17 protein-coding genes are annotated in these 25,505 nt (G+C 57.6%); all 17 read right to left on the bottom strand.

Annotation, left to right across the window (positions count from 1 at the left end; genetic code table 11):
- Positions 1-48 precede the first annotated feature (48 nt).
- The 17 genes from HMPREF9166_RS09280 to flgK all read right to left on the bottom strand — a co-directional run bounded on the left by HMPREF9166_RS09280 (position 49) and on the right by flgK (position 25,493).
- Entirely contained in the window at positions 49-2,787 is a 2,739-nt protein-coding gene (locus tag HMPREF9166_RS09280; protein WP_009753762.1) for a glycosyltransferase, read from the bottom strand.
- Positions 2,784-3,701: a tetratricopeptide repeat protein gene (locus HMPREF9166_RS09275; RefSeq protein ID WP_039981317.1), complete on the bottom strand. Its 918-nt coding sequence runs from the start codon at positions 3,699-3,701 to the stop codon at positions 2,784-2,786. The genes HMPREF9166_RS09280 and HMPREF9166_RS09275 overlap by 4 nt, the downstream gene beginning before the upstream one ends.
- On the bottom strand, positions 3,688-5,064 hold the full coding sequence (locus tag HMPREF9166_RS09270; protein ID WP_009753760.1) for a hypothetical protein: 1,377 nt from the start codon (positions 5,062-5,064) through the stop codon (positions 3,688-3,690). Before HMPREF9166_RS09270 ends, HMPREF9166_RS09275 begins: the two co-directional genes overlap by 14 nt.
- Positions 5,015-7,855 carry a hypothetical protein gene (locus HMPREF9166_RS09265; RefSeq protein ID WP_009753759.1) on the bottom strand — a complete coding sequence of 947 codons (2,841 nt, stop codon included), beginning with the start codon at positions 7,853-7,855 and terminating at the stop codon, positions 5,015-5,017. The genes HMPREF9166_RS09270 and HMPREF9166_RS09265 overlap by 50 nt, the downstream gene beginning before the upstream one ends.
- A complete protein-coding gene (locus HMPREF9166_RS09260; protein ID WP_009753758.1) occupies positions 7,852-11,085 on the bottom strand; it encodes a hypothetical protein in 3,234 nt (1,077 codons plus the stop codon). Before HMPREF9166_RS09260 ends, HMPREF9166_RS09265 begins: the two co-directional genes overlap by 4 nt.
- Positions 11,082-12,560, bottom strand: coding sequence for a glycosyltransferase family 2 protein (locus HMPREF9166_RS09255; RefSeq protein ID WP_009753757.1), 1,479 nt, complete (start codon positions 12,558-12,560; stop codon positions 11,082-11,084). The genes HMPREF9166_RS09260 and HMPREF9166_RS09255 overlap by 4 nt, the downstream gene beginning before the upstream one ends.
- Entirely contained in the window at positions 12,557-16,471 is a 3,915-nt protein-coding gene (locus tag HMPREF9166_RS09250) for a glycosyltransferase (protein WP_039981316.1), read from the bottom strand. Before HMPREF9166_RS09250 ends, HMPREF9166_RS09255 begins: the two co-directional genes overlap by 4 nt.
- Positions 16,472-16,585: 114 nt before the next feature.
- The gene (locus HMPREF9166_RS09245; protein WP_009753755.1) at positions 16,586-17,911 is read right to left on the bottom strand and encodes a flagellin; all 1,326 of its coding nucleotides are present in this window, start codon (positions 17,909-17,911) and stop codon (positions 16,586-16,588) included.
- A 265-nt stretch (positions 17,912-18,176) separates the two neighbouring features.
- Complete coding sequence (locus HMPREF9166_RS09240; RefSeq protein WP_009753754.1) at positions 18,177-18,521, bottom strand: hypothetical protein; 345 nt, start codon at positions 18,519-18,521, stop codon at positions 18,177-18,179.
- On the bottom strand, positions 18,511-18,927 hold the full coding sequence (fliS, locus tag HMPREF9166_RS09235; protein WP_009753753.1) for a flagellar export chaperone FliS: 417 nt from the start codon (positions 18,925-18,927) through the stop codon (positions 18,511-18,513). The genes HMPREF9166_RS09240 and fliS overlap by 11 nt, the downstream gene beginning before the upstream one ends.
- 18 nt (positions 18,928-18,945) lie before the next feature.
- Complete coding sequence (gene fliD / locus HMPREF9166_RS09230) at positions 18,946-20,589, bottom strand: flagellar filament capping protein FliD (protein ID WP_009753752.1); 1,644 nt, start codon at positions 20,587-20,589, stop codon at positions 18,946-18,948.
- An 18-nt stretch (positions 20,590-20,607) separates the two neighbouring features.
- Positions 20,608-21,033 (bottom strand): flagellar protein FlaG, encoded by a 426-nt coding sequence (locus tag HMPREF9166_RS09225; protein WP_039981314.1) that lies wholly within the window; start codon positions 21,031-21,033, stop codon positions 20,608-20,610.
- Positions 21,034-21,116: 83 nt separating this feature from the next.
- A complete protein-coding gene (gene csrA, locus HMPREF9166_RS09220) occupies positions 21,117-21,341 on the bottom strand; it encodes a carbon storage regulator CsrA (protein WP_009753750.1) in 225 nt (74 codons plus the stop codon).
- A complete protein-coding gene (gene fliW / locus HMPREF9166_RS09215; protein ID WP_009753749.1) occupies positions 21,341-21,784 on the bottom strand; it encodes a flagellar assembly protein FliW in 444 nt (147 codons plus the stop codon). The genes csrA and fliW overlap by 1 nt, the downstream gene beginning before the upstream one ends.
- A 15-nt stretch (positions 21,785-21,799) precedes the next feature.
- A complete protein-coding gene (locus HMPREF9166_RS09210) occupies positions 21,800-22,384 on the bottom strand; it encodes a DUF6470 family protein (protein ID WP_039981312.1) in 585 nt (194 codons plus the stop codon).
- A gap of 39 nt (positions 22,385-22,423) precedes the next feature.
- Positions 22,424-23,758: a flagellar hook protein gene (locus HMPREF9166_RS09205; RefSeq protein WP_009753747.1), complete on the bottom strand. Its 1,335-nt coding sequence runs from the start codon at positions 23,756-23,758 to the stop codon at positions 22,424-22,426.
- Between the two features lie 10 nt (positions 23,759-23,768).
- The gene (gene flgK / locus HMPREF9166_RS09200) at positions 23,769-25,493 is read right to left on the bottom strand and encodes a flagellar hook-associated protein FlgK (protein ID WP_009753746.1); all 1,725 of its coding nucleotides are present in this window, start codon (positions 25,491-25,493) and stop codon (positions 23,769-23,771) included.
- Positions 25,494-25,505: the final 12 nt, after the last annotated feature.

The following is a 25,505-nucleotide window of genomic DNA, read 5'->3' as shown; positions in this document are numbered from 1 at the left end:
AAGCTGCTGTCTTTCCCTGTGAAAAACAACAGCTTTTCTATCGTTATGTTACAGATGGGGAAAAAACTCCGCCACACGCCGCAGGCGCTCCCGTTCCAGCTCCTCTCTGCGGTCAAAGAGCTCACGATACGCCAGGATATACGCATCCAGATGCCCTGCGAGAAGGCGCTGCTCTGCCACATAGCGGTAGGCGTTCTCCGCAAGACTCCGCCGCAGATCAGCGCGGCGGATCAGGAGATCGAGCTTCTGTGCGAACTCCTTCGGACTGCGATAGATCAGCCCCGTCTCCCCGTCGCGCACCGTCGCCGCGTAGACCGTCGGCGCGGCAAGCACCGCCGCACCGTTTCCTGCCGCCTCGATGAACTTGAGGTCGGACTTGGCGCGGTTGAACTCCGTATCGTTGAGCGGCAGGAGAGCAATATCCGAGGCGTGGAGTTCCTCCACATAGCGCTCATAGGGGGCAACGACAGATCCATCCTGCGTGCCGCCGACGTATGATTTCTGCTCCGTCCGCAGCTGCTGATAGAATGTGTAGTCCGACACCACGCGAAAATACAGGCGATCTCCATGCTCCTGAATCGCTGCATTGATGCTTGGCATCAGGGGTTCCCAGTCCGCGCGGCGGTTCAGAGCTCCGAAGAAAATCGTCACCTGCGGTGCGTTCTCATCATAATTACGCTGTGGAGGCAGCTCGGCCAATTGATTTTCAAAGAGATAGATATAGGGGCTGAACTGTCGCAGATAATCCCTCAGATACTGCGTCGAGGTCTGCACCGCAGAGACTGCACGAAAGAGGAAATAATCATTACGAGCCGTCGCTTCGTTCACATTGGGGTGATCATCCATTTCCTGCAACACAATATTTCCGCGTGCGGCGATGTCTGTAAGCAGTTTTCCGGTCTGGGCAGCGGGCTTAAGATTGGCTCGCTCAAGTAAAATGATGCTGCCGTACATATTCATCACGTCATACAATTCAAGCGGCAGATCTCCAGCCCCCATGCATCCCATAAGTGAAACACATCCGCGTGCAGCGAGCAGATTCAGCGGCGCATCCATCCGCACGGGAGCGCATTCCTCCACACGATTCATCAAAACGATGGGAAGCGGTAGTGTCTCCTGCTCGTATGCCATCCGTAACTCTAAGGGAACCTGAGAAAACAACGAAGCAATTTCACCATGCTCCTCCTTCATCCGTGCCAGAATCACCTGATGGTCCTTTTCCTGCGTAATAAAGATACGTTTATGCCAATATTCTTCGACCAGTCGACGCCACTCCACGCGGCTGCGCACGATGACCTCTGCCTGTGCACCCTCCTGCCCCTCATGGCGGCGGTAGAGACTGAGAGGGCGCGCAAAGATGACCGCATCGCCGCGTTCCATGAGCTCCAGCCACATGGCACAGTCCGAAATGGTCTGATATCCGCGCACCTCTGCCCGCCAATAGTGGTGCGTGATATCACTGCGCCGAAAGAGTACAGCAGATGGTTCACCGAGGAAATTCGAGCGATCCATCAGCATTGCCCGCCCGACATCCGCGCCGCGATAACACTCATACAGGCCATGCACCGGCACATTCCCCTGCCATAGTCCAAGATAATTCCCGTTGCCGTCTACGACACCGCGCAGTGACGTAACCAAGGCAATGCCCGGCTCACGCAGGAAAGCATCCATCATCCGTGTGATCTTGTCAGGCAGAAGGATATCATCGTCCATGCACCACTGCAGATATTCGCCCTGTGCCAGATGCTCGAACGGCATAAAATTCTCTGCCTTTGTCCGCGCCGCGCGATTGCGCACATAGCGGATGCGCACATCGTCTTCGTACGCCTGCATCAGCTCCGCCGTCCGCTCATCCGTGCTGTTGTCGCAGACGATGATCTCGATGTTCGGATAGGTCTGTGCGCGGACAGATTCGAGTGTTTCACGGAAATAATCGGGACGATTATAGGTCGGAATCATGATGCTGACGAGCGGCGCACATAGGGCTGCACTGCGGCAGGCCGCACGCACGGAGGCAGGATCCCACGCCTCACCGATGCTGTCGAGTGTCCTCTGCCAGAGCATCTCCGGCACACCGACATCCAGTCCCCATCGCTCCAAGAGCGGTGGACGCATGGCGGTCAGCGTCAGATCCCAGAGCTCACACTTTCCCGCTGCACGGTGTGCGGCATAGGCAGGCACACGCAGAAGCGTATATCCTGCATAGCGCAAGCGAAACGAGAGATCGATATCCGCACCGCTGACTCCCTCAAACGCTGTATCAAAACCACCGTGCTGAAGAAATAATGCGCGACGTATAAGAAAGCAAAAATGCTCAAGAAACAGGCTCTCCGTCGGGTACGTCAAATTCGACTGCACCCAGTCCTCCGCGTTTATTTTCTGAGCTTCCATGCGTTCCGCACTCAGATACTGCCACGAAAATACGGTATGGTCAGTGAATGGGCCAACAGCAGCGATCTGTGCATCGGAGATAAGTACCTCTGCCATCTTTTCCAGTCCCACAGGCGTGAGGATCACACCCTCCTGCAGAAAGAGCAGCAGATCGCCCGCAGCTGCTTCTGCGCCGCGATTGTTCCATGCAGCAGGATGCTCCTCCGCCACAGGGAGAATACGGCAGGACAGATCATGGAGCTCCGCCCGCACGGCGTCCTCCGCTCCCTGCGGAACCGGGATGATCACTTCTGCCGCAACATTCGCCGCAGACGCCGCCGCAAGGGCGGACTCTGCCGTCTCTCGCAGATATTCCCCCGCCTCCGTCAGCGTAAGAACAATGCTGAGTGTGCTCATGATTTCAGCGTGCGCAGGAGCATGAAGTCCGTCTGCCCCATCTTTGCCGCGACCTGAAGAGCCTTTTCCCGCTCGCCAATCTCATGCAGGAGGAGTGCCATATTGCGCAGCGTCACATCACAGCCGGGATCAAGCTCAAGTGCCGCCGTCAGAAGTTCCCGTGCGCCCGCATAGTCATCCTGCACATATGCCGCACCTGCGAAGGCATTGAGTGCCGCCGTCTTCTCGGCGGGGCGGATGGGCTGCGCTAGGATCTGTGCGGCCTGCGCCTTGGCGCTGCCGGAGGACTGAGCTGCCGGTGCGGCCGGGACGGATACGGGCGCGATCGGCGCCGCAGCGGATACAGCCGGCGCAGCGGATACGGTCTGTGCCCCCGGTGCAGCCGGTGCGGGGGCAAGTCCCAGAAGTGCCGCGAGATGGGGGTACGCCGTGCGCGTCTTGTCCTGCGCAAGACGTGCGTCGAGCCCTGCACGCTGCTCGATCTCCGCACGCTGTGCAGCGGTAAGTGCGGCCGCATGTACCGCAAGAATATTCTCATAGAGCTTCAGTGCGTCGTCTGTCCGGCGCTCCCGCTGACAGATCCGCGCGAGCAGAATGCGCACATCGACATTGTCCGCATTGATGGAGAGTGCATTCGAGATCCAGTCTGCCGCACGCTTGTAATCTCCCATCTCGAAGTAGGCATGTGCCACGTCTCCATAGCACTCTTTCGGCGGCTCTCCCTGGGCAAGGGCATCGGCAAAAGCATTGATCGCCTCTGCGTACTGTCCTTTCTTCAGATACGCATGAATCTGCTCTGCCGTAATGATTTTCTTCTCTGCCATCGTCATCGTCCCTTTCATCTGCCGTTTCTCTTCCCGCCGCGCACGTTTTCGGCGTGCACGCTCTGCGCGGTTTCTCTTACGTTTTTTCATGAAGACACCGCTCCCATATCATCTCATACGCGTCCTCCATTGCGCGGACATAGCCCATGCCGTTCATCAGCGGAGAAGCGCGCATCATCCGCGGAATCGCCGTCTGCAGGGCACCGAGCAGCGTCCTGTCACGCGCCAGCAAAACGGCTCGTTCGATATACTCCTCCGTACTGCCCGCAATTAACTCGGAAAGCCCTGCATTGTGCAGGAGACTCACGCCGAACCGTGCGCCATGGCGCGTCCCTGCCCGCACAACGACAGGAAGCCCCATACAGAGCGCCTCACACGTCGTCCCACCACCCTGATACGGAAATGTATCCAGAATCACATCCGCATCCAGATAGTCCGCGAGGTAGTCCTTTGACCCCGGCCGCAGCTCAAGCCGCGCCGGATCAATGCCCGCCTGCACGGCGCGCTTCTTCATCCGCGTCAGCGTCTCCTTCAGCGGATGTACGTTCTTCAGCAGGAGCCGCGCCGTGGGAACAGCACGCAGGATCTCCCCCCATGCCGTCAGCATCGCATCCGTGATCTTTGCGAAGTTGTTGAAACTGGCAAAGACAACGTTCTCATGCGGGGTGCGCTGCAGGTGCTCATAGGGACGGAACCGCTCCGACGGGGTAAAGCATAGATGTGTCTGCGGCAGACGCAGAATCTGCTCTGTGAAATGCGCTTCTTCCCCCGGAGGATCACAGAATGGATCACCCAGGAAGTAATCCATCGCAGAAAGCCCCGTCGTATTGAAGTATCCGATCCCCGAAATCTGCACAGGTGCAGGCGCATGCGCGGCGATCATGAGCGTCTTCCCGCCCGCCGAATGTCCCGCAAGGTCAAAGAGGATGTCGATCTCATCCGCATGAATACGTGCCGCCGCCTCCTGCGGACGGTACTTGGAGAGATCTGTGTAACCATCCACCATGCCGGCGACCCAATCTGTCGTCTCACATTGGAGCGTTCCTATGTCATAGAGACGAACCTCATATCGACTGCGGTTATAGGCAGAAAAAAGCTGTATCGCAAAGTTCAGAACAATATGGTCGGTCAAATTCGGTGAGAGATACCCAATTCTCAGTTTTCCGTGTTTGCGTACCGTGTGGGAAAACAGCGGCAGAGATCCGAGCATTTTCGCATAGGCGGCATGAGCATCACGCATCATCTCATCCGTGACTCCATCCGCATAGTGGAGATACATCAGGTAGTTGCTCAATGCCGCAAGACGATCGGCATGATGCTCACGCGGCAGTTCCCACGCCAGCCGCAGATGCGGCAGAGCCGCAGGAAGATTCGCCAGCCAGTAGAGTGCCTGTCCTATGAGGTCATGCAGTTCCCACTGGCGTTCCGCCGGAAACAAACTCTCCTGCTCCATCTCTCGCAGGAGATTCAGCCCCTTCCCTAGATGACCGGCACCTAACTCCCGTTTGACACGACGATATGCCTGCTGAAAGGCCTTTGTTTTCGCTCTCCCACTTTGCCCAGATGGCATGATAGCATTCCTCCATTTCACGGATATACCCCGCCTGATCCATGACGGGCGATGCCTTCATCCGATCGCGAAGCTCACGATGCAGGGCATCGAGGAGGTCGAGATTCCCCGCCAGAGCCACGGCCGTCTCGACATAATCCGAAAGCCTGGTTGAGGCGAGATCGGAGAGTCCAATGTTTGCCAGAATACTGTACGTGAAACGCGTACTGTGCCGCTCCGTATAATAGGATACGACAGGGACGCCCATGTAGAGCGCATCGCAGGTCGTCCCACCGCCCGGCCACGGAAAGGTGTCGAGCGCAATATCCACATCGAGATAGCGCCACATATAGTCCTTGGTTGCACATTCAAACTGCACGCGGCTCATATCAAAGCCGAGCCGCTGCAGTCGCTCGTAGGCCGACTGCACCACCCCTGGTTTTGCATAGGCGTTGTTTTTGAGAAGAAGTCGCGACTGCGGCACACGTTCCATAATCTCCTGCCATGCACGCAGCATAGGATCATAGAATTTTTGGTACTGGTTGAAGGAGGCGAACTGGATATAGCCGCGCCCCCGTGCCGGCGTCCCCGTCGATGCAGGGAGGTGCGTATACCCATTATAGCAGAACTGACTCGTCAGGCGCAGAAGTTTTTCCACATAGAACGCCTCGCTGCCGCTCCCCTCCGGATCGCAGTAATGATCTGTCACAAAATAGTCCACGGCAGGCAGACCTGTCGTCGCCATATAGCCAAGCCCCGAGAGCTGGACCGGTGCCGGCTTCCATGCGAGAGCGGCAAGCCCTGTGCCCGCCGTATGTCCCGCAAGATCGAATAGAATATCCACCTCATCCGCATGGATCTCGCGCGCAATGCACTCCATATCCTGCGCATACTCCGAGAGGTCACGCCATCGCGTCACGAGTGTCTTAAAAAAGTCGGTATACTGATCTGATTGGCCAAGGCTGTAAACATAGACCTCAAAAGTATCTGCATCATACCCCGCCAAAAACGGCCATATAAAGTACTGCATGACATGCTGCCGAAAATCCCCGGAGATATAGCCGATGCGAATCTTATCCTTTTTTCGCCGTTCCTGATGCGTGCAGGGCCGCACATCAGCAAAGAGCGCGCCATAGCCTAGGCTCTTCTCATAGACCTCCTGCGCACTGACATCGGCCGCATTGAGCTTCAGAAGTCCGGCACCATAGTAAACGCGTTGGAGAAACGGATCTGCCGCCTCACGCGCATAGGCAATCGCACACTGCGATGCCAGTTCCGCATCACTGTCCGCAGGCGCATGATCTGCATATGCCTTCAGAAGCGCTGCCCGAACCTCCGATACAACGGAGAGGCCTTCTTCGATACGCTTAAGCCCATGCCGCACACGTTCAAACACGCCATTCTGTGTCCCAGGCACAATCCCCGAAACCGAGAGGTAGAGCCGCGCCCCCTCACGATCCGCGGGAAGCCCCTGTGCAGACATTGCCCACCGTGCCGCCAGCGGGGCAGCACCGCCGAAGTGATAGCCCCACGCAAGGCTCATGCGCTGCTCCGCAGAGAGTGCATCATGCCCATCCAGTTGATGCGCAGCAGTGAGAACTGCATTCCAGTCTTGACGGGAGGCGGCACGGGCAAGTTCATCACTCAGCGCAGCGGAAGAGCGCCCGTCTCCCTGTGCAAGGACGCGCTCGTAGGCACGCTCCAGTACAAATTGAAGCGTCCCCGCATCGCAAAAATCAATCAGCCGCCAGCGCAGCAGTCCATGACACGCTGACAATCGTTCACGGTCAGCGCACAGAGCCAGGCACGCAGCTGCCGCTCCTTGTACGTCACATCGTGGGGCAAGCTCCAGTTGACACAGCAGATGTTTCGCATAGCGGTCCCGCACAAGATGCTCCGCCGTAATCAAGGGAATCCCATGCTCTGCCGCATGGCAGACATCGATGAGATCGACCGACACGCCAAGCACGACATCCAGTGTATCGTATGAGAGATCATCCACGAAGTCAAGGGACGACCCCGCACTGCCGCGCGCAGCAATCTGCTCGATATCCTCTGCGCTCAGTGCCCCCGCGATGGACGCGGGCAAAACGAGATGCACATCGCCGATCGCGGGCAGCAGATACGACAGTAGTTCCAAAAAATGGGAGGATTCGCCTGCCGTCATGCTGCCGCTCACGCCGATGGCTGGGATGCCCGTATCGAGCAGCGGGGGGCGATAGGTATATGCTGTTTTTTCCTCGATCTGCGTATAGCAGTAGGGGAAGACCTCCTGCCCATCGACCATCGGAAGGCGCATGGCAAGCCCCGCGGGAACATGCTCTGCGAGCGACACGATATGCTCTGCCGACCTCTGCCGCATCACCGCAGCATGATGCTCGCTGACCGCATCAAGCGAGAGATCGACGAGCAGGTCGAGATGATCACGGCGAATGAGCTCTGCTGCTCCTTCAGGCGTACATGTACCGACCTCACGTACCGTCGCCTTCTCAGCAAAACGTGACGAATCGCCGCCGATCTCTGTATGATAGGCATAAATTTCATAGCGAAAGGCATCATACGCCATAAAGAACATGGGCAGCAATTCGCGCAGGCGGCCTTGTCCGAGATCCGCAGAAAGATAGCCCAGCCGAATCTTCTGCACCTTGCGGCGTTTTGCCGCATGTGCCTTCTGCTTTTTCTTCTTTTTCATCATAGCCCCTGTCCGGCATTTCTCCATGCCATGATATAAGCCTCTTCCAACGCACGCATATAGCCCCTCTGATCCATGAGCGGCGATGTCTCCATCTTCCTGCGCAGCGTGCAGTGTATCCCGTCCAAACGATCCGGATCCTCCGCCAGTGAGACGGCACAGGAGATGTATGCCGAGGCAGATGTGACCGCCAGCTCCTCCGCACCGACGAGGTGCAGCATCGCATAGGAAAAGCGCGTGCTGCGCCGCGTACCGTACATCGTTACCACGGGTACGCCCATATAGAGCGCGTCGCAGGTCGTCCCGCCGCCCGGCCACGGATAGGTATCGAGCGCAATATCCACATCGAGATAGCGCTCCATATAGTCCGTCGTCGCGGGTTCCAGCAGGATGCGGTCAAGATCAAATCCCAGCCGCGCAAGGCGTTCCTCTGCCTCCCGCCGCATCGCAGCGGCAAAGAACACCTGCGACTTCAGCAGCAGTTTGGACTGCGGTACGCGTTCCAAAATCTCCCGCCATACACAGAGCATCTCGTCGGTCCACTTGCGGTACTGGTTGAACACCCCGAAGAGGATCGCTCCACGCTGACGCGCGGGCGTCCCCGTCGGCGCGGGCAGCTCCGCGCGCGGCACATAGACGAATTGGCTCGGCAGGCGGATCAGCTTCTCGGTGAAATACCGTTCACGCTCACCATCAAGGGGATCGCACAGCGCATCCGTGAGGAAGTAATCGACGGCAGAGAGCCCTGATGTCGCCATATAGCCGAGCCCCATCATCTGCACGGGAGCGGGGCGTCGTGCGAGCACGGGCAAGGCGCCGCCCGCCGCGTGTCCCGCCAGATCGACGAGAATATCCACCTCATCCGCATGGATCTGTTCAGCGATCTCCTCCGCCGTGCGTCCGCCCATCTCCCGCCACTGATCCGCATGAGGACGCAGCGCCGCCGTCACCTCATCCGGCTGCTCCGCCGTACTGTATACATAGACCGCAAAGCGCGTGCGGTCATACATCGTCAGAAAGGGCTGTACGAAATGCTGCAGAACATTGCGGCGAAAATCCGGTGAAATATAGCCCACGCGAATCTTTTGATGTGCGTATGGGGTTCGGCAGTCATACTGCGGCACACGGGCGAAAAGCTCAGCGTAGGCACAATGCGCCCGAAAGAGTTCCTTCTCGTCCACATCCTCTGCATTCTGCGCCAAGAGGAAAGAACTATACAGAGAAGGATCCGACGGCTCCTCCTCATAGGCGCAGCGATAGAACTCCGCCGCCCGCACATCCCCCATCCGATAGGCGACGGCAGCACGCAGCCGCATGAACTCATGGCGCAGTGCACTGCGCCCCGTGCTCAGATACGCCTCCGCAAGAGCCATCGCGCGCGGCAGATCCCCCTGTCGCTCGATGGCGTAGGTGTGGAGATAGCACAGCATATCCTCCGCTGCACCATGGGCCATGGCATTCTCCGCAACCTCCTGCGCCGCAGCATACTGCTCTGCCCGAAGGAGGGCAAAGAGCCGCTCCCGCAGAGCCTTACTGTTCTTATAGATACTATCGTCATGATCATCAATGGACTTTAGCTGTTCACTGTGCTGTTCATAGATTGACCATACCTGTTCGTATGCCGCGCCGACCGCCGCGCCGTATCCCGCCGCATCCATCACGGGTGACCTGACCAGCATCCCGCGCAGTCCCGTATGCAGTGCATCCAGCGTCTGTGTATCCCCGGCAAGAGAAACGGCCAAGGAAATGTACTCCTCCTCCGTATGAGCGATCAGTGCCTCTGCCCCGATGTTCGTGAGGAGCGATGCACCAAAGCGGCTGCCGAGTGTCTCTCCTGAAAGCGTCACGACGGGCACCCCCATATAAAGTGCATCACAGGTCGTCCCGCCGCCGGGATAGGGGAAGGGATCCAGTGCAATATCCATACGATTGTATGCGGCGAGATAGTCCGGAGAATTCCCCTCTGTATCCACACAGCTCGTGGGAATGCCTGCCGCGGCAATCCGTTCCAGCACCTCCGCGTGCGCATCATCCTCGGAAAAAATGTCCGCCTTGAGAAAGAGCCGGCTCTCCGGCACACGGCGCAGGATCTCCGCCCATACGCGCAGGACACGGTCATTGACCTTGGTAAAGTTATTAAAGCTGCCAAACACAATGCCGCGGCCGGCGGCCGGCGGATGCACGGCGGCGGGAGCGGGGCGGAGCGGCTGCCAGCAGAAATGCGTCGCGGGGAGAACGAGCAGTTCCTCGGTAAAGCCCTGCTCTGCATCTCCTGCGGCAAGGACGGGATCGGCGAGGAAGTAATCCACCGCTCTGAGCCCCGTGGAGGCGAAATAGCCGATGCCCGAGATCTGGACGGGCGCGGGACGATAGGCGAGAATCGGCAGGGTGCTGCCTGCCGTATGCCCTGCGAGATCCACGAGAATATCGATGCCGTCACGATAAATCGCGTATGCCGCCTCCTCGGGCGTGACGTGTGAGAGATTGCGGAACCCCTGCACCGAACGCTTGACCTGCTCCGTATAGTCATCCTCTGTGCCGAGCGCATAGGCCGTCACCGTAAAGCGCGCAGGGTCGAGCGCCGTCATCAGCGCATACGAAAACGAGAGCACCACATGCTCTCTGACATCGGGAGAGAGATAACCGATGCGGAGCCGCTGCCCTCGTCGGTGTGCACAGTGATCGAACGTCCGGATCTGCGCAAAGAGCCCCCCGTACTCCTCTGCCGCCCGCTTCTCCTCGGCGGGTGCCGCAGGAATATAGTGGCGGTTAAAGAGCACATTGCTCGCATTGAGCGCACGCAGCGTGAGATTTGGCGCAGCATCGCGCGCACGCGCATAGAACTCCACCGCCTTTTCCGCAGCCCCAAGAAAGCGTGCACACTGCCCCGCGAGATTATAGACCTTCTCCGCGACCTCCGCAGACATGGGCGCTTCGAAAAGAGGGGTCAGGACACGCAGTGCCGCCCTGCGCTCTCCCATAAGGAGGTGGATGCGTGCACGAAGGAATACCGTATAGGGTTCCTTGGGCAGAAGTGCCCGGCACTCCTGCCATGCCTTCAGAGCCCCCTTCGCATCCCTCTCCTCAATGCAGAGCGCCGTCAGGAGACTTGCCGCTTCCGCCGGCTCATAGCGACGCAGCTTCTCGATGCTGCGCCGCGCTTCTCTCACGGCTCCGCGCTCAAGCGCCGCAAAGATACGGTCACGCAGTGCCTCAAGCTTCTGCCCGTTCATTGCCGCACCTCCGCCAGCCGCGCAACGCGCCGCAGCATCCGCTGTGCTTCGGGTGCCGCGAGGACCTCGGTACAGGAACGCGGCAGGAGCATGGCGAGTGCGCTCTGCTGTTCGGGAGAAAGCGTCACTCCACAGGCCGCACCGACCGCAGCGGCGCACTCCATTTCCTCGATGAGCGATGCCGCTGCCGCATTTGCATCCCCTGCGAGCAGGAGGCGGCGGCGCGGCGGAAACTTTGCCGTACTACGCCGATCATAGTAGAGCGCTGCGAGGGGAAAATCTGCTCCGGCAAGTACCGAGGCAAGAAAGGCCGCGTCTGCCTCGCGGTCATACATGCCGTTTAAAATCTCAATCAACGCAGCATCATCTGCCCCAACCTTTGCCATGATCCGCAGAAACGCGGCGAGGAGCGGCGCATGACGCGGATTCAGGCGGAGTGCATGCTCTGCCGATAGGATCGCCTCCTCCCGTGCATTGCGCAGCAGTGCCGCCTCGCCGAGACGCATATACGCCGTTGGAAGAAGCACGGCAGAGAAGTCCCCCTCACGATAGTGTTCCTCATGCAGATGGATCCCCTCCGCATAAGCAGCACATGCCGTCATGATATACGACTGATCCCACGCATACGTCCCGTAGATCAGCGGATAGTCCGCCTTTTCCGGAAGAGCCGCGCGCGCCGCATCATACGCCTCTCGAATCTCCGCGTCCGATGCCCCCATCAGAATGAGAGACTGCAGGAGAACCGCATAGGGGCGGTTTTCCGAGCCGACCGGCCGATCCGCACTGTCCCGTGCAAGGCGTGCATAGTGTGCCGCCTGCGGATAGTCCTCAAGCGTATAATAGCAGTCCATCAGATGGTATTCGTCGAGTCTCGCACACTCTCCGCGTGCACGGCGCGCAAGGAGGAGCTCCAGATCGCGCTGCGACTTGCCCTTGATGATGCGCGGCGAGTAGCCCGTGTGATAGAGTGTCAGACCGGGCGCGATCATCATCTGCCGCGCCGTATCGCCGCTGAGATTTTCTATGTGTTCATGAATGCTGCCCACAAAGCGGATGTGCGGTGCACGGCGGAAGATCCGCTGCACCTCGGCACTCGTCCCGAGAAGAGCCCCCGTATCCACATCGATATTGACGAGATGCACAATGAAGCCATCAAGATACGGATGTGCGTTGTACTCCTCGAGCAGAGGGCGCACGCGCGGATTGCTCTCCTCCGTAAAATACTCATCGGCATCGGGGAAGACGATCCAGTCGCCCGTCGCCGCATCGAGCGCAAAATTTTTCGCTGCGGAAAAATCGTTGATCCAGTCGAAATGGAGCACCCGTGCACCGCCTGCACGTGCGACCTCCACACTCTGATCCGTCGAACCCGTATCGACGACAATCATCTCGTCGGCAAAACTGCGCATCGAGGTGAGCCAGCGCGGAAGGTTCTCCGCCTCATTCTTGACAATGACACACGCTGAGATTTTCATCCGATCCACTCCATCAATTCCCTCGCCTTGCGGTGTGCAGGAGCCGTCGCCAGCGCCTGCATGAGATACTCACGTCCTGCGTCCGCATCGCCCATGCGCATGGTACAGAGCCCTGCCCTGTAGAGTGCCTCCGCGCCGCCCTGCTGCGCGCAGAGTTCCCATGCAGTACGCGCCTCCGCATCGCGTCCCGCCGTCATATAGGCATCGGCAGCGGCGTACAGCTCCTCGGCACCGTATGATGCCGCAACGCGCAAAAAACGTTCGGCCTGATCCGTATCCGCATAGCGTACAAACGCCTCACGCACGAGATGCAGCCCCTCCGTACTCTGCGGGCGCGGGACGGCATCCGGCTCATCATAATGCCGCCAGAACTCCTGTATCGCACGCGGCAGAAGGCTGCGCAGCCGTTCATAGAGGCGCAGATGCCCTGCGTGCGTGGATTGTTCGAGACGGAGCAATACCTCGGGCATCTCCCGTACGTCTCCCGCAAGCGTTCCAACGATATGCTGCCCCAGTTCCACGGGCGCATCCGAACGCAGCCACTGATAGGGCAGGGGCTCTGGAAACTCTGTGCCCGTCTCCTGCTGATACGCATCACGTGCCGACTCACCCAAATGCAGCCAGCCGTAGCTGTCAGCAAAACGGATAAGATAAGAAAGGACTTCGCGATCCCTGCCGAGCCGCTCCCGCAGTGCTGTGAGCAGTGCGCCCGTATCCATACCGCGATGCAGTTCCATAAAGGCATCCAGGGTCTCTTCACGCGCCGTCCCAAGAGAGAATGCACGTGAAAGTTCTTCCGCTGCTGCCGCACGTTCCCCTGCGGCGGCAAGAAGACGCGCACGCGCTGCGGATACCGTCCCTGCCCATGCAGAAAATGCCGACGCCTCGCCTTCTGTCTCCTCGGGCTGCGCATAGAGCTCGATCGCACGCGTCAGTTCCGATAATGCCGCCTCTCCTGCAGCATCCAAAAGCAGTCCAAGCCGCCCATGAAAGTCCGGCAGGTGCGGGAAGGCCTCACATGCTGTTCGTGCCGCTGCGATCTGCTCGGCAAGCGGCGTATTTTCCTTCTCCATCGCATCGAGCAGAAGGTGATGCAGATGACTCTGTGCACCGACCGATATGACATGATCTTCCCGTGCGGCACGTGCATAGAGCAGTGCCGCCGCATACTGTCCGAGGCCATAGTAAGTATCGGCAAGATAACGATAATCCCCGGGGCGGATTCCCTCCTCGCTGATGCGCCGCTCCATCAGGGCAAGGTTGCGCGCGTGCTTGGCACGGATCCGCCCTGCCGAGTACCCCACGTGGCGGATGGCGAGGGCGACGGGCTCATGATAGAGCTGCGGTGCACCGTCCTTCTTCTGCAGTGCCTCATGCACCCTTCCCTCGTAGAAAAGCTCACGGCCCATCCGCAGGAGGCGGATGTGCGGCGCACGCCCGATCTCATGGTCATCATCATCCTCATCCACATGCACAATCGGCAGAAGGACAGCATCTTTATGCGGCATCACGACATCCATCATCGCTAGATAAGAGCGCAGTTCGGAGGGGTCAAAAAAGCTCTCATCCACATCGAGCACGGCTGCCCAACTTGCATTCGCATGTGCCAGCACGGCATTGCGCGCAGCGGCGAAGTCGTCCTGCCAGAGGAAATCATAGACCTTCGCACCTGCGCTCTCCGCACATTCCCGTGTACCGTCCGTCGATCCCGTGTCGAGGACGATGCGTTCATCCGCATAGGCCGCGGCATTTTCAAGCCAGCGCTCCATATCCTGACGATCATTGCGCGCAAAGACGCATGCTACAATGCGGATCTCATGTGTGTGGGCATCGATACGCTGCCAGATCTCTGCGCGGCGCTGCAGCTCCGCTCTCATCTCATCCGTAAAAAGGGACTGTTCCGTTCCCGTGGGGGACGCCAGCTCCAGTGCCGGCACAGCCGCCGCTGCCGCCTCACGATAGCGATGAAATGCCGCCAGAGCCTCCGCATACTCCGCATGCATCTCGGGCAGCTCCGGAAACGCCTGCACGACCTTTTCCGCAAGAGCCAGATACGCATCCCGCCGCTCCGGCTGTACACCATAGATGCGCAGCAGAATACGCCAGCAGCGACTCGCATAGACGATGCTGCGCCGTCCGAGTGCCACATCTTTGCGTGCGTACTGCTCCGCATGATAGGCGTCGCCCAGATTATCATAGGTCTCCGCGAGATAGCCCCAGATCCGCTCCGGCTCCTTGGTCGCTGCGAGTTCCGCCAGTAGAATGCGCAGATTGCGCTCTCCCTTTTCACGTGTGAGCACAGCAGAGTAACCAGTATGTACGAGTGTCAGCAGGGCAGGGGCAACGGCATTGGTTTTGGGCACAGTGCCATCGGCATCACGCAGCTCTTCGTGAATACGGCCAACATAGCATTGCCCTGCACAGCGGCGAAAGATGCGCGGCGCATAGGAGTCCAGCAGCACTTCACCCGTCACCTCGTCGATATTATGCCAAGGGATGAGAAGCACCTCCGTGCCCTCGGCATCCGCCGCCGTGATTGCTGGGCGGAGATTTCCTTTTGTCTCATCTGAAAAGTATTCGTCTGCGTCGATAAAAACAATCCAATCCCCTGTGGCACGGGAAAGCGCTGCATTGCGCGCCGCAGCAAAGTCATCCGCCCAAGGAAATTCGTACACAGCAGCTCCGCAGGTCTGCGCGGCTGCCACAGTGTCGTCATGCGAGCCCGTATCAACGACGATGATCTCATCCACAGCATCCCTGATGCTTTCGATTGATTTTTTCAGATGCACAGCATCATCGCGCACAATATAGCAAGCACTGATGCGAATATTCTCTGCGTTTTCAACAGTATTTCCCTGCATATATGCCCTTTCTCTCTCCTGCCAGTGCTTTGCCTGTACTGCATTCCCCAGATGCGTATCGATCTGAGCGAGACGCGCTGCCACACGCGCAGCCACCATGGGGTTAAAGAAGCTCGAATCGTGAAGCGCGGAAAAGCCATGATCGAATTTATATAATGCCGTCCGCAGGCACTCTGCCGCCTCAGGATATCGTATTAGTCCACAGAGGATCATCCCGCGCTGCGCATAAAAATCGGGAAGATCCGGATACTTCGCAAGCGCCTCGTCAGCAAGGACAAGCATTTCCGAATCAGAATAGTGCAGCGCACGCATCGACTCGATCATCTGATGATAGATCTTGCTCCCTGTCCCGACAAGAATCACATCACTTGCCAGCACCTTACGTGAGAGGGAAAGAACACGTGCATAATCCTGCAGCCCAAAATAGCAGTCCGCCAGATAGGCATCGTGCATCGTCGTATGCCCATGCCGCGCCGCATCCTCCTCCAGCATGGCAATATTGCGTTTTATCTTCTCGGGTCCTCGTTCCGATAGATATCCCGTATGACCAAGAGAAAGGTCCTCATCTGCATAGACAAGAATCCACTGCTCTCCGTCGTCGCGTACCAACTGTTCGTGAATCATTCCCTCGTAGTGCATCCCCGGCATTCGAAAAATACGCGGGGATCTCTCGTAATGTGCATCTTGTCCAGAAGCACTCCAATAACTGTATAGACCGACCATGGCGATATCCCACTGTGTATAACCATGAACAATCTCTGTGATCGCTCGACGCACTTTATTCGGGTACAAAAAATATTCGTCTGCGTCTAGGAAAATAACAATATTTCCCGTTACATACCGCAGCGCCTTATTCCGGGCAAGAGAAAAATCATTCACCCATGCGAAGTCATGAACCTCTGCCGAAAATGCAGCACATACGTCCCGCACGGCGGAGCTGCCCGCCGTTGAAACAACGATGATCTCATCCACGACAGCTCGTACAGAGGCAAGAGAACGGCGCAGCTCCTCTGCTTCATCCTTGACAATATAGCACGCAGATATCCTCATCCGGTACACCCTCTCTCTACGCTCCATTATACGCGATACAGGGATTTTTGGCAAAAAAAGAATCCCTCCCCGAGGGGAGGGATTCCTGCGTTCCGTATAAATCGTCGAAACGAATTAGCGGAGGAGCGAGAGGACAGCAGAGCTGTTCTGGTTCGCCTGTGCGAGCATCGACTGAGCAGCCTGGAGAAGAACGTTGTTCTTCGTGTACTCCGTCATCTCCTTTGCCATATCCGCATCGCGAATCGTGGACTCGGAGTTCTGGACGTTCTCGGAAGCCGTCGTGAGGTTCGAAGCCGTGTAGCGGAGACGCGTCTGGACAGCACCAATGTTGGCCTGCTCGTCGAGCGCCTTCTGGAGAGCGGAATCGATCGAGTTGATCGCTGCATTCGCCTTATCCTGCGTCTGGACGCTGATGACAGCGCCATCCATGCCCTTCATGCCGAGTGCGAGCGAGCGCATATCCGTCATGCTGACCTTGATCGCCTGGTTGGCTCTCACGCCCGTCTGGAGAACGAGAGCGTTGTCCTCGGACTTGTTCTCGGAGCGGATGCGCTCGTTGAATGCATCGAGTCTCGTGTTCGCCGTCTTGCGGAGAGCACCCGTGTTGTCCGTGATGCCGATCGTGAATGCCGAGATCTGATAGGACGTACCAGCACCAGCAGAGTTGATCGAGAGTGCCGTCTTGTTGTCCGCCGTGTAGACGCTGTTGCCGGACTTGTCGAGACCGATCCAAGCACCAGCCGTCGTGCCGCCGACGAGATCCGTCCCCTTCACGGAATCCGTGCCGTTGTATGCCGTCTTCGTGATGATACTCGACAGTGTATTCGTGCCGACCGAGAACGTCGTCGTGTAGGTCTTGCCCTGGCGGACATAGGAGACCGTGACGTTATCCGTCGACTGGATGTTGAGGCCTTCGTTCTGGCGGCTCTGAAGAGCCGTCAGCGCAGAACCCCAATCCGCAGCCGTGCTCAGTGCACTGTTCGTCAGCGTCGTGCAGGTTGCCGTACCGATGCTGTTGCGCGAACCATCGACGAGGTACTTGCCGTTATACGTAGCAAGCGCATTGTCGTCGATCTGGTCAACCATCTGGTTGATCTCTTTCTGGATCGTGCGGCGATCCTCGTCCGTGTTCGTGTCGTTCGCAGCGTTGATGGCCTTTTCCTTCAGGGTCTTGAGGATCTCGACCGTGCTTGCGACAGCGCCCTCGGCCGTCTTCATCATGCTGTTGCCGTTCTGCGTGTTCTGCTTATCCTGATCGAGCGAACGGATCTGGACGCGCATACGCTCGGAGATGGCATAGCCCGATGCATCGTCGCCGGCATCGTTGATCTTCATGCCCGAAGAGACCTTCTGCAGGCTCTTCGCAAGAGCCGACTGGTTGCGGTTCAGGATGTTGAGCGTGTTGACCGCCGACATGTTGTTCTTAACTACCATTGCCATGTGAAAATTCCTCCCTGGTGTGTTTCCGGATGATCCGGAATCTTAACTTTTATGTGCGGACATCCATGCCCGCTGTATAATATGCAAGTGACGCGTCTATCCTGGTTGGCTGCTAGCTGGCCATCCATGGCAACCGCACCGCTTGCGTATTACCCTGTTACATATAATATATCGTCAAAGCGAGAACATTCTTAAGCGCTTTCATAAAAAAGTTTACTTTTTTTATGATCGTTTGTCAAGGGTCGTTGGGAAGAGGTCCCGCACCTCAGTGCCGCCGATTGAGATAGGCACCCACAGGGCTGCCCTCGCCCGTATCGTAGCTGTGCACAGCCGCATTGCGGCGGCGCGAGCGGTTCAGCCACGCGCGCGCCTTGTACTGGATCTGCATCTCGAGCGGACGGAGCTCCGCATCGAGTGCCGCAAAATCCGCACTGCCCCGATAGGGATCGGCAGGCAGCGCCTGCAGCATCTCGATGACCTGCCCGCGCTGATCGACGAGATCGAGGAAGGTATCGACCTCCTCCTCATCGATGAACTTCATGAGTTCATGGGTCAGCATACGGTACTTTTCCCAGAGGGAACGCGCCTCTTCGTAGACGTTATCCGGCATAGACGCCGCTCCCCTCTGTTCCCTGCCGGCCCTTTTCTTCCCGTGCCTTTTTCATCGCCTGTGCCCACGCATCGCGAAGCTCGGTGATGATGTCCGTCGCCTCCTTGATCGCGTCGAAATTGTCATCGAGATTCCCTTCGACCAGGCGGTCGTACGCATAGTTGTAGAGCGGCAGGAGCTGATGCGAGATCTCGTAGTCCATATTGAGGGTGACGCGGAACTCGGAGATGATGTTCTGTGCCTTCTGCAGCGAGGTGTTTGCCGCCTCATAGTTCTTTTCGGCGAGCGCGTCGGCCCCCTCCTTGATGAACTTCAGACAGCCGTTGTAAAGCATGAGCGTCAGCGCCTCGGGCGTTGCCGTCATGATCTGCTGCTTCTTATAGGCCTCCGCGGCACTGTTGACCATGTGGGAATCCTCCTAGCATCACTGTCTGGAGAAGAAGCCAAACTGCGAGGAGAGCTTCGAGATTGCTTCCTCCATCGCATTGTACTTCTTGTAGAGCTGATTCTCAAAGGAGCTCATGAGCTGCTTGAAATCGCTCATCTGCTTCTCGTAGTTTTCGATGAGCTTGCCGAGCTCACTGCGGTCGGACTTGTCCGCCGTAATGCCCGCATGGCTCTTGAGCGACTCCATGCGCTTGCCGAGGCGCTCGGCAAGGCGTGTAGCGACACCGTTGTCGCCGTAGTTGTCGTCGTCATCCGTATGGGAGAAGATCTGGTTGACCGCATCCGGCTCCGCTGCGATCGCCGTGCGAAGCTTGTTCTCATCGAGCTTCAGATGCCCGCTCTGATCCTTCGACGTGATGCCGATTGCCGCGAGGTTGTTGTAACGTCCCGGCGCAGAGCCGACACGATTGGTCACGGCATCGCGCATATCGCTGATGATCGAACGGAGGTAGCCGTCGCGGTAGAGCAGCCCCGACTTGGCACGCTCGTTCCACTTGTCGACCTGTTCACGCGACATCCCGGCCTCCTGCTCCTTCGTCAGAACGCCGTAGTCCGGATACTTATTGTTGTTGTAACGTCCGTGGAGATCATCGAGCAGCTTGTTGTAGTCCTCGACGAACTTCTTGACGTTCTCGACGAGTTTGTCCTGATCCTGTGCGATCGTAACCTGTGCCGGCGTCCCTACAGGCGTTGCCTTCTTAAAGGTGTAGGTGACGCCGTTGACCTGCAGCTTATTGTCCTGCAGATTCGTATACGTACGCCCATCGACCTTGACACTCGCATTTGCGCCCGCTGCCTCAAGCTTGGCCGTCGTGCCCGAAATCGTAAATGAAAGCGGTGCGCTGATCGACCCGCCGCTGACCTGCCCGAGCTTCAAGTTGTTGAGCAGTGCCGTCGTGTACGTTGCCGAGGGTGCCCCCGTATCCACGGAAAGGCTGACCTTATTGTCACTGCCCGACTTCGTGTTCACGATGGAGAATGCATCGGACACAGCATCGTAGCTTGCCGTTATGTTGAGCGCTGACTTCTTGCCGTCGCTGTCGATGAAGCGTGCATTGTTGATGCGCTTCGCGAGATCGTTGAGCGTAAGGTTCTTTGTGAATACCTCCTCCGCCGTAAACTTGATCTCCGTCGTGCCCGTCCCGTTTGAAAGTTTAAAGCTGAGCGCCGTATCGGTGCTCGTCATGCCTGCCGGCATTGTGCCGCCCGCAAAGGCAACATCCTTCAGTGCGACGCTCGTGGGAGCTGCCGTGTTCGTACGCGCCACCTTCTGCCCCGAGGCAGTCATCAGATAGGCGTTCGACGCTGCCTGCGTGACCTCCACGGTATGCGACATCACGCCGGCATTTGCATTTGCCGTTGCCGTCACAGCATCTGAGAGGGAGCTCGTCGCCGTCATCGGCTTCGTCCGCGAGCTTAGGCGCATGTCAGACATACTGCTGCGGAATGTATTCACTGCGCTGTAGACATCAGCAAAGGCCTCTTTGCGCCACTCCGTCTCGACTTCCTTCTTATAGATACGGTCATACTTCTTCTGTTCGGACATCATGCCGACCTTGACCAGTGACTCCACATCAATCCCCGAACCCGAAAGTCCGTAGATACCTCTTGCTCCTGCCATGATTTCCTCCTTATCGCCTTACGCCGTCTTATCCAGGAATGCACCGAGCCAGTCACGCACCTTGATCATGTGCTCGACCAGAGATTCCGCCGGAATCTCGCGCAAGAGCTCGCCCGTCTTCTTGTCCAGCATGCGTACCGACATAATGTTGATCTCTTTGTGATACTGAAAATTGAGGTTCACGTCGATGCGCCGCATGATCTCGTTGAGCTGCTTCGTAATATACGCCGCCTGCTCCTCGTTGATGGGCTTTTTCTTTTCATGGGCAGCGGCGGCATCGGCTTCCTTCCGTGCCTTCTCTGCAACCGCTGCAGCTGCATTGGGCGGCGCTGCCGCCTCCGTTTTCCCGTCTCCCGGCAGGGGACTCTGCGCTGTTGCGCCGTCCTGCATGCTGCTGACAGCGACCGCCGCCAACATGTAATCCTGAACACTACCTACGGCCATAAGGCATCCCTCCATGTGCTACGGGGTGCACATCCCGCGCACCCGTCTGTCCTTCCTTGGGACATGTTATTTTTGATATATCTTTATGATGAACGCGTGGGCAGCGCTTCGAGATCAATCATCTGCGGTGCTGCGGCACGCTGGTTCTCCTCCTGAATGGCACGATAAATCTCACCGCGGTAAATTTTGACACTGCGCGGCGCATCAATGGCAATGCGCACATTGTCGCCCTGAACCTCCACAATGTTGATGACGATATTATCGCCGATCATGATCTGCTGTCTGGGTTTCCGTGTGAGTACGAGCATTACTTTTCCTCCTGATCCTGTGGGAAGAGCCGATGCTTCGTCGTATACGGGCTGCGGTCAAGCACGATCTGTTTTCCCTTGCGGGTTCTGGCATTGATGACAATTGGGGCGATGAGATTCGCCGTCAGGTCACGGATGTTGCTGCCCGAAAGCGTCAGCACTGCGTAGATCAACACATCATCCGGCGAGTTGAGTGCAAGCTCGCGCTCCACATCATCGTCAATCGTGACCTCATAGTCCGGGAAGAACGTGTGCGGCATCGCCATCAAGAAGGCAAGATCCGGTGTCTTCACCGACTGAAGAAATGAGTATGGGCTGTCGTCCCCATAGGGAATGATGAGGAACTCGTGCTCCTTTTCAAACGCAGGAATGCCTGCTGCAAAATGGATGACGGCATCCTCAGCGACCTCAATCTCACCGAAACGGCTGGTCATAATCTTCATCGTCAGAGACTCCTGTTACGCAAGTATATCATATTTTCCTTCGCTGACCCACGCGCGGATGCTGCCCTTCTGCTGCAGATAGATCTCGATATTGCCGCGGTTGTACTCGACGCGCGCACGGCTCGTCACATTCCAGTGCGGCGTCGTGCGCCCGACGGCCGGCTCGCCGGCGACCTCGCCGACGGTGAAATGCACCTCGGGATCAGGGATTGCCTGTGCGACGAGCACGCGGTTCTGGTCGGCAATGCTCATCATATCACGGTAAATCTGCTCGATCGCTATCTGACGCCCGGGCTTCGGCCCATCCTCGGCGAGCGACCAGCCCATCTGCGTGTGCTTCGACGTCCCCTCCTGCACTCCCGAAAAGCCGCGCTGCATATTCTCGCGGGCAAAATCTGAATTGCTGGTGCAGCCATAGCTATGCCGGCTCGGATAGCTGTCAATATCGAGTTTTGGCTGGGTCGCGTACAGATTGGAGCGTGCATTCTGCGTCTCCTGGTCATACTGCGGCTGCTGAATACCGGAGTCCAGTGTATTCTTTTGCGACTGTATCCCGATCATCGGCAGCGTATGGCGCACATTGAGGTAGAGCATCGGCATCTTGGGCATCCTTTCCCATCATATCATCCGTGCGGCGTCCTACCGCAGATAGTCCACGAGCGAGAGCGGCAGGATGCGCGCGCCCATCGAGAGCGACATGCTCATGACTGTCTGCTGCTGCATCATCTTCATCGCGAGCTCCGCGACGTCCGCCGACGAAACATTTGTGATATCGCGCGTGATGTTTTCCTTATAATCGGTGAGAACATCGGTCATATTCTTGTAGAGCTGGGTGCGTGCGCCCGTCTCCGTATGGGCCTGCAGCGTTACCTGGTTCGCCGCATCGGCGAGCGAGATGCCGTCCGAGCTAAGCCAATGCGGGTCGGCAGATTTCGTCTTGGCGTACACGGTCAGCATACTGTTCACCATCGCGGTCCCCGAGGGCTCGTTGCCCGAATTCTCGTCATCGAAGAGGTCACGCCCAAAGATATCGAGCCCCGTCTTGTTCACCGTGTCTGCCGTCGGTTCAACCGATCCATTTTGCTTAACCATCGAAATGTAGCGAAAATCGCCGTTGTAGGAAACGATCTGCTGGCGTACGGTCGAGAATTTCATCGTCACACCGCCCACACCGACCGACCATCCGGGATTGAGTACCTCTCCTGTATTCTTAAAATTATTCTTGATAAAGTTCGGGCCTGCGCCGCCATTCCCGATGGATGTCGCCTCGCCGGCCGCGGCAGCTTCTCCCACCGTCTTATACCCCTTGGCGAGCAGAGCCTTATACCCTTCCTGCACAAATTGCCGCGAGTAGACTGCGCCCGTCAGGGTGTTCATATAGTAGTTTTCTCCGTCACTGCCGTCGAGGGAGATCATCTGATGCAGGAAGTTTGCGCTCTTGTCATTGCTTGCGTCATTAAAGAAGGCTGCCTGCCGGTCATCGAGCGTCTTGGCAACACCGCGAAGCAGCGGCTTGTTCTCATCTGAGATGGAGAACGGTTGACGCAGATCTGCCTGCCCCGAGAAAATATAGCGGTCGCCGAGCTGTGTATTGCCGAGAGAAACGATCTGTTGGATCTCTGCTTTCATCTCACGTGCAATCGCGGGCCAGTCGCCGCCGTTCTCATCCTTATCGTCGTTCGCGCCCTGAATGGTCTTCGCCTTGAACGTCTTCTGAATGTCTTCCATCGAACTGAGGGCTGTCTGGGTTGTGTTCATCCATGAGATGCCCGCCTTGACGCTCGCCTGATAGCGGTCATTTTCGCCTTCGGAGACGTTGTAGCGCAGATAGCGCGAATAGTCCACGGAGTTGTCGGAGGGGCGATGAAGCTTCTTCCCGTCGCCCTGTTCCATGAGCTTTGCTTTCGTGTAGTCCAGCTCATTCAAGTCTTTCTGATAGCGCTGCACCATGTAGTTACTGCTGATACGAATCATCGTTCATCCCCTACCTTCCGACGACACCCGTGCTGTTGATGAGGCGATCCAGGATCTCGTCCATCGACGTCAGGACACGCGAGCATGCGCCGTAGCCCGTCTGGAACTTAATCATATTCGTCAATTCTTCGTTCCAGTCTACGCCTGCCGTCGACTGCCGCCACTGGTTGATCTGCACCATGAGGTCATCCTGCTGCTTCATCTTCTTGTCGAGGTTCTCGGCATCCGCACCGAGATGGCTCATCACCGTGTTATAATATTGGTTAATCGAGACCGATCCGATCGGGCGGTCATGCGTCACAGAAAATCCTGTGAGGTTCATGATGTCTGCCGGATTCATGGTGTTTTTCACATCCATGTTAAACAGCTTGCTCAGTTCAACAGCCAGTGATCCGTCTGCTGTTCCGTTGACATTTGCAAAATCATACGTCATACCGCCGGCAGAGATCGTCGCATTCTTGATTTGACGTGCAGCGACGAGGTTCTGTCCACCCTGCGCCATAAGCTGCTCACTGACCTGCAGCTCATTGATAATCTGGATGGAGCGCAGTTCATCGGGTGTCGCGGCCGTTGCCATTGTCACTGTGGCCGACGTCGGAGGAGGTCCACCGCTTGTCGTGCGTGTGATATTTACGCCATAGGCCTCGAGCCACCTGTCGCCCGTCGTCGGATGCACATGCCATACGTAGTTCATCTGGTCGTATGTGCCCGACGGGCTGGTGAACTTATTCCGACCGAAAAAATTCAACCACGACGTCGCATCCGCATCAATCCCCGCCCCCAGCTTGTGTACGCCGTTAAACGTCGTAAGGAGCGTCGCCGAGATGTCGGCAAGATTGTCAATATAGCCCTTGTCCTGCACGATCGTATCCTGCAGTGCCCGCAGGACACCGCCCTGCGGGACATAGCCGATACCGCCCGCCTCCTTGATACGCAGCGTATAGTCGTTGATACCATAACGCACGTTGTCGATCGGCGGGCTCATCTCGATGGTGAGGTGACTGTCGCGCTGGACGAGTGTCATGCCGTTCGAGACGACGGTGTACTGGCCGTTTGCCTCCTCATAGACATTGACGTTTGTGATCTCCGAAAGCTTGTCCACAAGGAGATCGCGCTGGTCACGCAGATCATTTGCCTTGCCGCCGTTGTTCTCGGCGAGCATGATGTTCTGGTTGAGGACAGCGATCTTTTCCGCGATACTGTTTGCCTTGCCGACCTGAATGCGCATTTCATCGTACTGCGCCTTGATCTGATCCTGCAGCTGACGTGCACCCGTCTTGATGCGGTCCACGAGGTTGTTGCCCTTCGTCAGTACCGCTGTACGCGACGCTGAATCGCTCGCGTAGTCAGAGAGGTTGACCAACGCGCTGTAGAACTGCTGCATCGCGTTAAGAACGCCCGTCTCCTTTGCATCGTTAAAGACGGCCTGTGCCTTGTCGTAGTTCGTCTTGTACGTCTTATAGAGATTCTGCGTCGAGGTCTCCGACCAGAACTGCTTGTCCGCGTAGATGTTGCGTGCACGGTTCAGCGCGACGACATCGACACCGCCGCCGACGTAGACATTCCCGTAGAGGGACGGCCGCTCCTGATAGTTCGTCGCCGCCGAGTCCACGCGCTGACGTGAGTACCCCTCTGTCGAGGCGTTGGTAATGTTGTGACCGGTCGTATCAAGCGAGAGCTGATTGTTCTGGATACCCCGCACCATCGTATTGAGCCCGGCAAATGTTGACCGCATATTCCCTCACTC

This window comes from Selenomonas sp. oral taxon 149 str. 67H29BP (genome assembly GCF_000146365.1).
Classification (GTDB): Bacteria; Bacillota; Negativicutes; order Selenomonadales; family Selenomonadaceae; genus Centipeda; species Centipeda felix.
The sequence above is the reverse complement of the archived record's forward strand: the minus strand, read 5'-3'. Positions and strand labels throughout refer to the sequence as shown.

Excerpts from the sequence above, each read along its gene's own strand:
- HMPREF9166_RS09280 (WP_009753762.1), bottom strand. The coding sequence starts at position 2,787 with ATGAGCACACTCAGCATTGTTCTTACGCTGACGGAGGCGGGGGAATAT.
- HMPREF9166_RS09275 (WP_039981317.1), bottom strand. The coding sequence starts at position 3,701 with ATGAAAAAACGTAAGAGAAACCGCGCAGAGCGTGCACGCCGAAAACGT.
- HMPREF9166_RS09270 (WP_009753760.1), bottom strand. The coding sequence starts at position 5,064 with ATGGAGCAGGAGAGTTTGTTTCCGGCGGAACGCCAGTGGGAACTGCAT.
- HMPREF9166_RS09265 (WP_009753759.1), bottom strand. The coding sequence starts at position 7,855 with ATGATGAAAAAGAAGAAAAAGCAGAAGGCACATGCGGCAAAACGCCGC.
- HMPREF9166_RS09260 (WP_009753758.1), bottom strand. The coding sequence starts at position 11,085 with ATGAACGGGCAGAAGCTTGAGGCACTGCGTGACCGTATCTTTGCGGCG.
- HMPREF9166_RS09255 (WP_009753757.1), bottom strand. The coding sequence starts at position 12,560 with ATGAAAATCTCAGCGTGTGTCATTGTCAAGAATGAGGCGGAGAACCTT.
- HMPREF9166_RS09250 (WP_039981316.1), bottom strand. The coding sequence starts at position 16,471 with ATGAGGATATCTGCGTGCTATATTGTCAAGGATGAAGCAGAGGAGCTG.
- HMPREF9166_RS09245 (WP_009753755.1), bottom strand. The coding sequence starts at position 17,911 with ATGGCAATGGTAGTTAAGAACAACATGTCGGCGGTCAACACGCTCAAC.
- HMPREF9166_RS09240 (WP_009753754.1), bottom strand. The coding sequence starts at position 18,521 with ATGCCGGATAACGTCTACGAAGAGGCGCGTTCCCTCTGGGAAAAGTAC.
- fliS (WP_009753753.1), bottom strand. The coding sequence starts at position 18,927 with ATGGTCAACAGTGCCGCGGAGGCCTATAAGAAGCAGCAGATCATGACG.
- fliD (WP_009753752.1), bottom strand. The coding sequence starts at position 20,589 with ATGGCAGGAGCAAGAGGTATCTACGGACTTTCGGGTTCGGGGATTGAT.
- HMPREF9166_RS09225 (WP_039981314.1), bottom strand. The coding sequence starts at position 21,033 with ATGGCCGTAGGTAGTGTTCAGGATTACATGTTGGCGGCGGTCGCTGTC.
- csrA (WP_009753750.1), bottom strand. The coding sequence starts at position 21,341 with ATGCTCGTACTCACACGGAAACCCAGACAGCAGATCATGATCGGCGAT.
- fliW (WP_009753749.1), bottom strand. The coding sequence starts at position 21,784 with ATGAAGATTATGACCAGCCGTTTCGGTGAGATTGAGGTCGCTGAGGAT.
- HMPREF9166_RS09210 (WP_039981312.1), bottom strand. The coding sequence starts at position 22,384 with ATGCCGATGCTCTACCTCAATGTGCGCCATACGCTGCCGATGATCGGG.
- HMPREF9166_RS09205 (WP_009753747.1), bottom strand. The coding sequence starts at position 23,758 with ATGATTCGTATCAGCAGTAACTACATGGTGCAGCGCTATCAGAAAGAC.
- flgK (WP_009753746.1), bottom strand. The coding sequence starts at position 25,493 with ATGCGGTCAACATTTGCCGGGCTCAATACGATGGTGCGGGGTATCCAG.